Consider the following 12,670-nt stretch of genomic DNA (forward strand, 5'->3'; position numbering starts at 1 on the left):
AATTTTATGCGCGATCAAGGGATTTACAACATGAAGAAATTAAAATCCACCTCACAAAATTCACAAGAAACAAATCCTAAAGGGAATAGAGCCTTACCATTACAATTGGTGCAGCATATTGAGCCAGATCGCACTTTTTATTTAAGAAGCACAGTGGAAGGGATAGGAAATTTTTTTTCTGCTCGAGTGAAAGAGTTGTATCATACTTTGGCTATGACGTTTTCTTTGGACACTATGGATTGGAGTAGTTTTAAAAAATATATTTGGCCTACGATTTCTTCTGGAGCGGCCTTAGTTCTTGGTCATTATCTTACTCAAAATATCAGTGAATACCAAATGGGTAGCTCAGAATATGATTTTATCTATAAATTTCTTTTTGGAGCAGCCATACTAGGTTATTGTGCTTTGAATCGTATTACAGATAAAAAATTTACGTCTCAGGCAGAATTGTCCCTGGCTGTAGCTAGTGAGGTTACGGCAATAACTTATATGTATAGCTCCGTATTTAAAGGGACTAAGTTCTTATTAAATAACACATTATCTGATGAATATTCATTAATAGCATCACTTGGAACAAGTGCCTTGGTTGTTCCAAGTGGAATTTCTTATCTGGCGCAAAAATTACAGGAATTACTTGTTCGATTTCAATACAATCGGGGGGCACAACGCTCAGATACGGCACTTATTTCTGCAGGACTAACTCCAATATCGAATTTGTATTTTCAAATCAATCATTTTATTGCCAATGAGCTTATGGTGAGTTCTCGTACTTTTCAATTGGGACTGATTTCTCACAATATTCGCCATGCCGATAAAATAGTCCAGAAATTCCGTAATTTGCCTGCATTATTAGCTGATTTAACGCCATCTACCTTAAAAAAAATGGGGGTGCAGCAAGAAAAGCTTGATCATGATTATGAATATAATCATAAGTTACACCAAGTTTTAAGATTTACATCAAATGGCCCAATGTTTGTCAGCGTTCCTCGATATCAATTACGTACGGGAGATTTGGTTTATTGTGACAGCAGCATTGATTTGGCTTGTGTGCCTGTATCTGGGGAGCTTGTTGCCTTAAAACAAGATGGGAAAAATAATTTCACCCAGGAATTAGAAAAGAAAAAATTTAGTGTAAACCTTAAGGCGCAAAATGGTGAGGATGTTTGGATCGAACATCAAACCAAACTAAATTTTACTTCGAACTATAAGAAAATAGATTTATATGCGGTTAGAGAGGGCAAACAGGCAGGGGTTTTAGTCGGAGATAAATTAAATTTATATGGCAATAACAATATTTTTATTCAAATTAAACCTGAAAAAGAGCTTTTATTAAGTAGTAACTATGAGAAAAAGGCTGTGATTAATGAAATTATTGCGGAACGCAAGCAAAGGAGTGTTTTATATTCTATTTTAGGTTCCATCATCATGGCCGCTTTTTTGCAAAGAGATATTAGTTTAATGCCTGCGGAAACATTAAAACTAATGTTTACACTCTTTCAAACAATGATTCCATTTTCTGAGGCTTTTTTAAGGGAAACAGTAAACAGCCGTTTGATGAAAGTATTAAACAATAATTTAGGGGATCAACCTTTAGAAACTATAGATGCACTTCGTGTAGTGGATTTATGCAATGCGTTGGGTGGATATTATCGAGACCGATTTCCAAATGGTGTCGCTGTCATTTCTGATAAAACAGGAACGCTTACTACAACTAGAATGGATGTATTAGGTTTATGGACGGCGGATATGGCTCCTGATGTGCAACGGATGCTGAAAGAGAAGGATGGCTTGCTTCTACCTCCAGAAAATCAATGGCTTGACTCTCTGGAGGTATTTTGCGAGGCATTTACCAATAACAAGAAAGAGTTGGAGCCCGAAGAGCATGCCATCCTGGAGCTGTTCAAATCTTTATTGGACAATCGACAATGCTTGGATGTAACTACTTTTAGTACTAATCATTTTAAAAAAGTACTTACAATTAAAGACAAGAAGAAAGAGATTGAGACATATCATTTAGGTTTATACCGTACGTTTGGTGGACGTTTTACCTTGGCAAAGGAGGGGATGGATTATTTTCTAGTCTTTTGCGGCGTTCCTAATCAAGATTCATTCAAGGAATCTTCCGTGTTGCAAGCCTATACAATGATGCAAAGCCGTACGGAGGTATTATCCCGTGATTGGTGTATTGCTAGAAGTAAAATCAGTGGCGATGAGTTTTCTGCTTTACAAGAATTAATGGAAAAGGATGATAAGGAGCAAATTGAACAATTTATTTTAAAAAAGCCAGCGTTACTTAAGAGTATGGTGTATTACGGTACTTTTATTATTGATAATCCCATAAAAAAAGGTGCGGAAAAATTTATTTCCCAATGCCGGGAAGTATGTGTTCCTGTATTTGTAGCTACTGGTGATACTGCCAAGGCTGCAGAAAATATTGCCAAGGTATTATGCCCAAAAAATGCAAAAAACATCCTTACTATTCGTGCAAAGGAAGTAAAAGGAGAGTTTGAGTTTTTAAACGAAGAAAATTATCCAGCAGATTCGACGGTGATATTTTCAGGTATTAATGAAGCGATCCTGAGACGATTTCAGAAACTGATGGATAGGGAGCATACAAAGCGGCCTGTAATTATTTTTGCAGAAATGAGTACCGAGGGTAAAGGGATACTCGCTCGTTATCTTAAGGACCATAATTATTTTGTTGTTGCCAATGGCGATGGTACCAATGATGTAATGATGATGAAAAATTCAAATATGGTAATAGCACATCATTCAGATGATGGGACTTTTGCTCCTGGGGTCGATTCTTTATCGAATATAAGCGAAGAGCAGTTAAGAAGATTGTTTGGTTCCAAGAAAACTTTCTATGAGCTTTTTGATATTAATCTTCCAAAAAGTTTGTTTGTGCAACAATTTGCTCCTTTAGCTAATTCACAAGAAAAGCCAACAATGGCTTTGGCGCTTAAAAGTGGGAAAATGACTTTCGATTTGGCTAAAACTGTAGGCGCAAATGTTACAGAAATGAATCATCAGCATTGGTATAGCGTTGTATTTGATTTACTATGGTTGTGGATTTCATTTTATGAAATTAATGAAAGTGCTGATTTGCCTATGGATAATCGAAATATAAATGCCTCAAGGCTGATTTCCAATACTATGGCAATTGCTTTGACTATCGCTGTTTTTCAATCATTGGCAAATTATGTTTTCTTTAATGAGTCTACCAATTTAAGTAGTATGGTCATTATGTTGAGCCTTTTACCTCTGGTTCTAAAAAGTATTTTTTCAGGATTTAAAATGGTGCAGGAGAGTGTGTATCCTCCATTAGAACCAACAGAACTTGAAAAGAAAGTCGAATCAAGCTCTAGTCGCTCGTCGATTTTGAATTATATGGGTTCTTTTTTTTCGCGAAAGCCCGTGAAACAAGTAGAGGATGTAAGTAGCGTTCCCAAGCCCGGCTAGATTAAAATCCTTACTCAAGCGGTTACTGTTGCTTTAGAACATTAGCAAGGAGTTAGAAAAATATTTAGATGCGTTTATGATGTTTTGAAACACCAACTCAAGCATACTAAGGTGCCTATATGTAGTAAAAGCGGATCTGGTTCTATTTACTTAATGGTTCCGTCATTTTCACGAAAACGGGAATCCATGTCTATCGGAGGATCGTTCCTCCATCAACATAGGGATCCGCTTTCGAAATGATTTATGACGGATTACGTTTTTAGGCCAGACTTATTACGATTACTCCGGCAAAAATTAAAAAACCGCCAATGATGACTGAAGAATTTACATGAGTTTCATTAAATAAAAACCAGGTAAAAATGATGGTAAATAAGGGATAGATTAACTCTAGTATACCTGCAATCGTAGCATTCTTTAGGTTAATTGATGTCGCAATAAAAAAACTTGCAAGAAGCAATACGGCGATCTCTGCGATCGTTAACCATAAAAGACCGGAGTCAGCAGCTAAAACCTGAACATCTTTTTTCATCGTAGTAAAAAAAGAAATACCGGTAAAGAATAATGCGCCAATGATCATTTCCAATGCTAATAATGTAACGGGTGATATACTGCGTAATACTTTTTCAGCTAATGCGTAATTGAATCCCCATAAAATGGCAGCAGAAATTGCAAAGGTAAACCACATTACTGTACTCCTTGGAAAAACAGACAAACGCACGAACTGAGCATTATATCATCAAAAAGATAATTAATCCATCTAAAACGGAGGTGTGAATTGTCGGAATGTGATGGATAAATCCAATTGTTTCACTAACTAAGTTAGCTATTAGAGATAAAGTTGTTAACAAATTTACCAAATTAGGTGTGCCTGATAGTACGCAATAGGAGCGTTCACGATTCGTATTTGAACTACGTAACAACGCCGCTTTTGGATAAGGATGATATTTTTAACTACCGCAAGCAGAGTCTATACAGATCCTTAAATTATAGTACCGGGTTAGGGGATGCTAATTTAAGATTGCATTTTATATTGCCTTTGAATCACGCTATCTACTTCTACAATTCCAAAGCCAAGTTCTTCATGCGTTGCAGCCCATAGGGCGAATTTATTTTTTGCTATGGAAGTGGTTTTTGCATCTTTATCATTGAGCCATAAAGCATGGGCTACTTTCTCAGGGGTTAGTGGTTTTCTTTTAGAGAACTTTATGATTGATAAAAACTCAGGTCTGTCAGGCTCGAATAATTCATCAAAATTAATACTTTTTTGAAGATTTTGTTCCGCCATTTGTAATTGTTGATTCTGTTCTAATTTGATTTTTGAAACTTTATCATGATATTGAATGATGCTCTCAGCATGTTCTTTTTCATTGATGTAAATATCAACAGCAGATAAGACTCCACCAATAACTACTGCTGCTCCAACAAGAATTATTGCAAGTGTTAATGGGGGAAATAGCTCAAAGAAAATAAACCCCAGTGCCGCTGCAGTGAATAATCCACTTAACGCGCCAAACCCTAGCGAGAAACTGTTTCGTTTAAGAAAACTATAATTCTCTGGATTAGGGATTTGGGCGAGTTGTTCTTGTATTTCTTGGTTTAATTGTTTTTTATCTTCGAAATATTTTTTTATGGCAGGATCTGTGGCATAAAGTTTTTTTATTTTGTTTTCTAATTGGTCAATATCCAGTTGGCTGAGCCATATTATTTTATTTTCATCTGCGCGAGTCCCATCAAATGTTAAGTTTGCTGTTTCTAATTTAATACGATTTGCAAGTGCTTTGTAAGTATTAGCCAACTCTATGTTTCTATAAGATTCTTCTGCGAGCATTTCAAGGCTGGCAACTCGCGTAGAGATGCGGTTTAGAATTAGTGCCAGTTCACTATTCGTTTTGGTTGCCTTTGAATTTTGGTGTAGTACGGCAGCAAGAGCCCCTAATTTTTTCTTTAAATGGAATTCATATATTCCATCTTGAAAAAAATCAATATCCTGCATAGCGACATCAACTTGTAAGTCAGTATTGCCTCGTTGTTGTAACCATTCATGTAAGCAGTTGAATTGAGCTTCTTTTCTGTTGCGATCATCAATAATGATGGATGATTTAATCCTGGATTTTAATCGTTTAATCTCAATTTCATTGAGAGAGCCGTCTTCATTAAAAATGCGCTTGATTAATTTAACTACTTTATCATTATGTATCGCATCGTTTAACTCAGTTTCGATGCTCGTAGGATTGTCCATTGCGATCATCTTATGGGGTTTACTACTCACATAATTAGAGGATGCCAATACAGTGATTTTTCTATTTTTATAATGGCCAGTGGTATTTTGAATAGTGGAGATGATCCAACCCTTATGGTTTCCATCCGCATCACCACCTGGAGACGCAATTAATGAGAAACCAGCGGATTCACCATTATCAGTTCGATAAGCAAAACAAATTCTTTTAGTGGAAGCCATTAATTGAGCCAGGGAGTCGCTCTTTTTTATAAAAAGCGGTGATATAACTTGTGTTGTATGGAGAATTTCACTTATGCACGCGCTCGTGTTATCCCCTTGAGTGAATGTTGGAAAAACTCCTTGTGTTATTCTTGTTTCATCAGCAAGGGTTCTTGTTAACCACTCTGCTTTTAATTGAGATGCTTTAAGGCCTGTAAAATCTACATAACATGTTCTATCTGCATCCAGATTGAGTTGTTTTATCGTCGAAGCTATATATTCTTTTTGCTCTGAGGTTTGCTTAAAAACATCCTCGGGGGTTGATGCAGCTATTCTTTCGTAGTTTAGATAGAGTTGTTTGGGCAAGGAAAATACTTTGGGAATTAAATCATAGGTTAAATTAAATTTTTTAATATTTGTTGGCATAGTACTTCATTGCATGAATCACAGTGGTTAAATTTTACTCTTATTATGTCAAAAATGGAACAACTATAAAAATTGTGAGTTTTAAGTAACTCGTTTAAGGCGTATTCAGATTATAATGTAATCTGTTATAATTAAATTCTATTTGTTCTGATTTTGTTATTAAACAATATGCTACAGGATTATCATTAATTGAATGCAATTCGTTGGACTGAAAGACAATGTCTTTTGCACTTATTTCCGTTGATTATTAGTATCTCTTTTGCTATGGATGTTTTTGTTCCTGCAATCCCGGAAATGAGTTATTTTTTTAAAGCAGACAGTGCCGTGATGCAGGCAAGCCTTTATGTATTTATGATTACAGTTGCTTTGGTGCAATTGTTTGTAGGACCTTTAGCCGATCGTTTTGGACGTCGACGAACCGCTTTATGTTCTGCACTCCTTTTTTTGATCGGTTCTGTTCTTGCGGTGTTTGCCTTATCGATACACTTTCTGATTATTGCAAGAATCATCCAGGCAGCAGGTGCCTGTGGTACCTATTTACTGTGCTTTATTATAGTAAGGGATAATTACTCAACTACGGTTTGTGCACGCCTCTTTAGTGTTTTATGTGGAACTAATTCATTGATTGCAAGTTCTGCTCCAGTCATTGGTGGATTGTTACTGGATCAGACTCACGATTGGCACAGTGAGTTTTATTTTTTAATCATACTTGGTCTTTTAATGAGTCTGGTTGCATTTCGTTACATACCTGATTATGACTATTGTAAGCAGAATTTATCTAACTTTTCTCTGGTCAGTAGTACAAAAAATATCTTTAAGCATCCTGATTTTCGGCTTTATACTTTCATTGCCGCAGTCAACTTGCTTGGCCTGTATTTATTTTGTGCCCTATCTTCGGGTATTCTCATGACACAACTTCATCTTAGCGCAACTCAATATGGTTTATGGTTTGGCCTAAATGCAATGACGGTATTTTTCACAAACCTTCTTGCTGCCCGACTCACTTATTCTTTTCCTTTAGAAAAGACAGTTTATTGTGGTCTCATTTTGATGATGACTTCATGCTTGTTGATGATAGTTCTTAATTTTCATGAAGTTAGCACAATTCGCTTCATGATGCCAATGCTTTGTTTGACCTTTGGTATTGGCCTTGGCATGGGGGCTGCAACCGCTCTTGCATTAAAGGACTACAAGCAACAAGCGGGTATTGCTACTGCTTTGTTGGGTGCTTGTCAGTTTGGTCTCTCAGGTTTAGTTGGTATTCTGATAACTCAATGGACTCCTCATCCATTAATTCTAGCTATACCTGTTCTGTCTTTAAGTACATTAGCTCTGATTAAAATGAAAAAAGGAGAAAGAGCTCCCGATCCTTGCGACCAAACACCGAATGCAAACCTTGGCGAAGGCATAGAAATTAATAAATAATTCACTAGGTATATGATATGTGAAGAAAATTTACTTTTTTACTTTAGATAGTACTATACTCAATTTAATAACAAAGGATCTGGTATTAATATTGGAGTAGGCCTAAATGATGGATGAATCCTCACCAGAGAAAACAAATCAATTCAGTTTATCATTTGCGGCCCTGGGAGTAGTTTTTGGCGATATAGGGACAAGCCCACTTTATGCATTTAGCCAAGTAATAACCTATTTACCGATTAGCGATTATAATGTTTACGGGATTTTATCACTCATTTTTTGGTCCTTGTTCATTATTGTCAGTTTTAAATACCTTATGATCGTTTTTCGCGCAGACAATGATGGTGAAGGCGGCATTATGGCCTTAGCAGGCATCCTAAGGCAGAAAATGAAAAAAACAGGGCCTTGGCTGTTATTTATTACCCTTATTGGAATAGGACTTATTATAGGGGATGGAATATTAACTCCAGCAATATCCATATTAAGTGCGGTAGAGGGGCTTGAGCCATTATCGCCACATTTAGCCAAGTATATTCTACCAGTCACTTTAATTATTTTAGTCCTTTTATTTAAGCTGCAACGAGTAGGTACTGGGAAAATTGGCGTTTGTTTTGCCCCTATTATGCTGATTTGGTTTGTCACAATAGGAACTTTGGGTTTTTTACAAATTATTCAGAACCCAGAAGTACTTATGGCTGTTAATCCTTATTATGCGATTCATTTTTTTATATTACATAAGGACTTTGCCCTTTTTATATTGGGTGGAATATTTTTAGTGATGACTGGAGGTGAAGCATTATTCGCTGATTTAGGACATTTTGGCAAAAAGTCTATTCGAATAGGATGGTTTACTATAGTTCTTCCTGGATTATTTTTATGTTATTTTGGCCAAGGTGCTCTTGTATTAATGCATCCAGAAGATATTAGCTATCCATTTTACAGTTTGTCCCCGCATTGGTTTCTGCCCATAATGGTGATTTTGGCTACGGCTGCAACGATTGTTGCTTCACAAGCAATTATTTCTGCGGCATTTTCCATTTTAAAGCAAACTGCACTACTTAACCTCATTCCAAGGATTAAGATTGTATATACATCCAAAATTGAAAAAGGCCAAGTGTATTTGCCTTTTATAAATTTTATATTAGCTACAGGTACATGTGCACTTGTAATAACTTTTAGATCATCATCAAGCCTGGCGGATGCTTATGGTATTGCTGTTAATTTAGATATGCTTCTCACCACTATTTTAGTAGGGATTATTGCGTATCGCTGCTGGCATTGGAATGTGCTCAAGTTAATCATTTTCCCTTTAATTTTGATTATTGAACTTGGATTTTTGGCAGGAAATAGCTCCAAGTTTTTGACTGGGGGGTGGATTCCAATTTTAATTGCATTAATTGGCATTCTTGTGATGTATACATGGCATTTTGGCTTTGAGAAGCTACGTGAATTACATCATAGGGATGCTTTAATGGATACATTTATCATTGATGAATTAAACCAAAACAAAATTTCAAGACAACCTGGAACAGGGTTATATATTATTGATCCTTATGATTATGATGGTGAAAGTCTTTTACATCATCTCCGACTTAACCGGATTTTTTCAGAGCATATGGTTTTTTTAAGTGTCAAAATTGAAAATAAGCCTTATATACCTTTCGAAAATAAATTTGAACTCATTACGAAAGCAAAAGGATTTTATCTCATCCATATTCGTTTTGGATTTACTGAAAATATTAATTTACCTAACATCCTAGACGAATTGTTTCAAAGGGTTCAATTACCGTTTGAAATCAATAAAAATAAGTTAATGTATTTTATAGAGATTGTTTTTGTAGAAATGACAAGAGAAAGACTAAAGGGTATGTGCTTATGGCAAAAACACTTATTTTCTCTCATGATACGCAATGCTGTACCTGATATTCAGTTTTATCGTTTACCTTACAATAGAACGATTGCATTAGGCACATATTATCAATTTTAAATCCAATTGAAAATCGGTCAATATTGGATTAGCTAAAGATTAAGGATTGTCACATGGAAGAATTTGATTTACATAATTGTTCCTTATTTAGGGGAGTAGATGAAAAATATATTGATGAATTTTTAGCAAGTTGTGAGCCTGTTCAACTTCGTCAAGGTGAGTTTCTGTTTCATCAAAATGAAATTGGTGATGCAATGTATATTGTGGAACAGGGTAAATTAGAAGTTGTATTATATCAAGGCATAGTAAAATCGGATCCCCAGATACCGCATGTGATTGGTACGCGTGAAAGAGGAGATTTAATAGGGGAATTATGTGTATTTGGTCAAAGAAAACGTTCCGCATCAGTTCGTGCGTTGGTTGATTCCCAGTTATTAAAAATTGAAGGCGAGGACTTCAGGATACGTATTTATTCAAAGGAACTGGATGCATTATTGATTTCTTATAATATCGCAAAAGTACTGAGTGAGCGTTTAATTACAACAAATACTCTTTTAACAATGTATCTTCCATTTAAAATATAATTAGAGCGATGACATGTTGAGAAATATAAACAACTTACTCATTAGGTTTGGCTTTTAACAATCAAACATTGTGCTGCATTGAATCCAAAAATTTAATGTCACAAACGTGATATTTTCCTGGAAAAAGAATTTCACCTTCAATGCTTTTTTAATTTTCTTTTTTCATTCATCTTTATTATTTCTGTTGTGATAAGAATCAATATAGTACCTGTTGCTGCCCCGACAGCAGTCCCTATACCGAGTAACTTTAAACTACCTATTACTGCACCTATAGCCATACCAATGGATAGTTCAATGCTAATTCCAAGCGCAGGAAGGAAAATATCTGCAATATTGTCTTTAGAAAGTGTTTCAATATCACTTTTGCTTTTATAGATTTTAAAAATTGCAATGCTTCCAGTTAGAGCACCTCCAAGGAATGTTCCAATAATAAAACCAAAAGCCCCCCCAACAATGAAATTTACATCAATGCCAAACTGTAAATCTTTATATCCGGTAAACAATCCAAAGAGAGGGGTAATAAAAGCACCAGATAAAGCACCAACTGCCCCCCCGGTAATTCCTCCAGGAACTGAGCCTACGACGGCTGCAACATATAAATTAGGATTTTTCAAAAGACTTAGAAGAAATAGAAAACCATTTTTAATGCTCATGTTCATGATAGCCAGAAATCCCATACATTCTAAAGTTATTAATTTAACGTGAGTTTCAGTTAAAGAATCTATTTAGATTCAGTACCTATCTCGAACTATTTGGACTGAGGAGCACTGCCATTAATATAATGAACTTAAAGTCGTCGTCACAAAAGCTGGGGGAGCCATGTTGATGGAGGCTTAATGCCTCTTTAGAAATGGTTTTCCGCTTTCGCGGAAATGACAAACCCCTTAAGTCAATGGCAGTGTTCCTCAGTCTGAATGGTTCGAAGTAAAGCCACGTTCGCTGATACAAAACTCAGGTTAATTTAACAATAATGATAACTATTGACAATCTAATCTTTATCGAAGGAACTCTCTTGCTTTATTCAATTCAAGCGGTGTTCTATACTAGACAGTATCTTTTCTGGATATTGATGCGTGATCCTTGACAAATCTATTTGATCCGCTTTTGATTTGTATTATGCGCTTAGTGATAATAGGATATTTTTTTCGCCGTGAAGTGAATTAGGGTTTGTATTATTCATACGAGGGCTTGTCAAATTATGAATAAAAATATCATCATTCAAATGCAAATTGCTGCAGTTTTATTGGGTGCTCCTACTTTTGTATTTTTGGATAGCCCTTGGTTTGCTAATCATTTTTTTGTGGGACAAGATATAAATAATGTAATCATGTTCCTTATGTATGGTTGGATATTTTATTTTGCTGGCCGTAGATTGCATTGGTTGATGTTAATTATGATCGTTACGAGCTTTTGTGCGGAAGTAATCGGGTCAAAAATATTAACCTTATATCGGTATCATTTGGATAATATTCCTCCTTTTATTCCTCTAGGACATGCAGTCACTTATGCCATAGTATTTCAAATATCCCATCAGCCATTTATATGGAAGTATCATGTCGATTTTGAGAGATTTTTGCATAAATTTGCTTTTATTGTCTGTTTTATGTCTCTAATTTTATTAAATGATGTCGCCGGTTTTTTAGGCTATCTGTTTTTTCTTGTTATTCTTAGAAAACGAAAAAAACCTTTATTTTATTTGACTATGTTTGCCGTAACATACTATTTAGAGTTTCTAGGTACTATGTCTTTGGCGTGGTCTTATTACTTTGCTCTAGGCAATCATCCTAACTACATCCCAACATCAGTGACGCCTTGCGGCATTGCAGGTATTTATATGCTTGTTGATATAACCAGTAATTCGGCTTATTTTTATGTTAAAAAATTCAAAAGATACCTCAAAAAAGTACAAACGTCACTGCCTGCTGTAACGCCAGAAAAAGAGAGCATAATCCAATCTCTTTAACAAAGTGTTAAAGGCGGATTCTGCTTTATTGGTACTGTATCAATCTTAAAAGGGCTATTCAGGATAATATGATAATAAATGGAACCAATTTGCATATCTTCGTTGTGCATAATATAATCATATTGACTCGTATCGAGTCTTTTAATGTGACAAGTTATAAGGAGATTTAAATGAAGATAAAATCATCTGCAGCTGGATTAATAATCGCTACTGCCATGATTCTGGCAGTTGGACCTATCCAGGCAGCTTGTTATAAGAATCAACCGGGATGGCACATGGTTTCAAAAAAGTGTGGTATTAAACCTGCCGCAAACTGGCAACAATATGAGAGTGGCGTTTACACTCAGCCAGTCACAGGTAAAAGCTTACTTCCCTCTTTATAAATAGTACGAGTAGCTCTTATTAATGAATGTAATATGAGCTACTTTTTGGTGATAAATTTTCCTTTT

At 35.6% G+C, this 12,670-nt stretch carries 9 protein-coding genes; 6 read left to right on the plus strand and 3 right to left on the minus strand.

Features of this window, described 5'->3' with window-relative positions; genetic code table 11:
* The first annotated feature begins 30 nt into the window (after positions 1 to 30).
* Positions 31 to 3,462, plus strand: coding sequence for an HAD family hydrolase (locus tag EKG34_RS03260; protein ID WP_003635986.1), 3,432 nt, complete (start codon positions 31 to 33; stop codon positions 3,460 to 3,462).
* 259 nt (positions 3,463 to 3,721) lie between these two features.
* Here EKG34_RS03260 and EKG34_RS03265 read toward each other — a convergent pair whose 3' ends face one another.
* Positions 3,722 to 4,147: a DMT family transporter gene (locus EKG34_RS03265; RefSeq protein ID WP_003635987.1), complete on the minus strand. Its 426-nt coding sequence runs from the start codon at positions 4,145 to 4,147 to the stop codon at positions 3,722 to 3,724.
* Between the two features lie 327 nt (positions 4,148 to 4,474).
* Positions 4,475 to 6,325: a hypothetical protein gene (locus tag EKG34_RS03270; RefSeq protein WP_003635989.1), complete on the minus strand. Its 1,851-nt coding sequence runs from the start codon at positions 6,323 to 6,325 to the stop codon at positions 4,475 to 4,477.
* Positions 6,326 to 6,514: 189 nt separating this feature from the next.
* Here EKG34_RS03270 and EKG34_RS03275 point away from each other — a divergent pair, with 189 nt between their 5' ends.
* The 3 genes from EKG34_RS03275 (at position 6,515) to EKG34_RS03285 (ending at position 10,258) form a co-directional block, all read left to right on the plus strand.
* Positions 6,515 to 7,750 (plus strand): multidrug effflux MFS transporter, encoded by a 1,236-nt coding sequence (locus tag EKG34_RS03275; protein ID WP_003635992.1) that lies wholly within the window; start codon positions 6,515 to 6,517, stop codon positions 7,748 to 7,750.
* A 106-nt stretch (positions 7,751 to 7,856) separates the two neighbouring features.
* On the plus strand, positions 7,857 to 9,734 hold the full coding sequence (locus tag EKG34_RS03280; protein ID WP_003635994.1) for a potassium transporter Kup: 1,878 nt from the start codon (positions 7,857 to 7,859) through the stop codon (positions 9,732 to 9,734).
* Positions 9,735 to 9,787: 53 nt separating this feature from the next.
* A complete protein-coding gene (locus EKG34_RS03285; RefSeq protein ID WP_003635996.1) occupies positions 9,788 to 10,258 on the plus strand; it encodes a cyclic nucleotide-binding domain-containing protein in 471 nt (156 codons plus the stop codon).
* Positions 10,259 to 10,395: 137 nt separating this feature from the next.
* On the opposite strand, the gene EKG34_RS03290 is transcribed toward EKG34_RS03285, so the two are convergent.
* Positions 10,396 to 10,917, minus strand: a complete 522-nt coding sequence (locus EKG34_RS03290; protein WP_080619959.1) for a hypothetical protein — start codon at positions 10,915 to 10,917, stop codon at positions 10,396 to 10,398.
* Between the two features lie 539 nt (positions 10,918 to 11,456).
* On the opposite strand from EKG34_RS03290, the gene EKG34_RS03295 reads away from it, so the two are divergent.
* Both EKG34_RS03295 and EKG34_RS03300 read left to right on the plus strand, forming a co-directional pair.
* Positions 11,457 to 12,221, plus strand: coding sequence for a hypothetical protein (locus EKG34_RS03295; RefSeq protein ID WP_003636003.1), 765 nt, complete (start codon positions 11,457 to 11,459; stop codon positions 12,219 to 12,221).
* A gap of 170 nt (positions 12,222 to 12,391) precedes the next feature.
* A complete protein-coding gene (locus tag EKG34_RS03300) occupies positions 12,392 to 12,604 on the plus strand; it encodes a hypothetical protein (protein ID WP_003636005.1) in 213 nt (70 codons plus the stop codon).
* Positions 12,605 to 12,670: the final 66 nt, after the last annotated feature.

Origin of the sequence: Legionella longbeachae (assembly GCF_004283175.1) — a bacterium.
GTDB classification, from domain to species: domain Bacteria; phylum Pseudomonadota; class Gammaproteobacteria; order Legionellales; family Legionellaceae; genus Legionella; species Legionella longbeachae.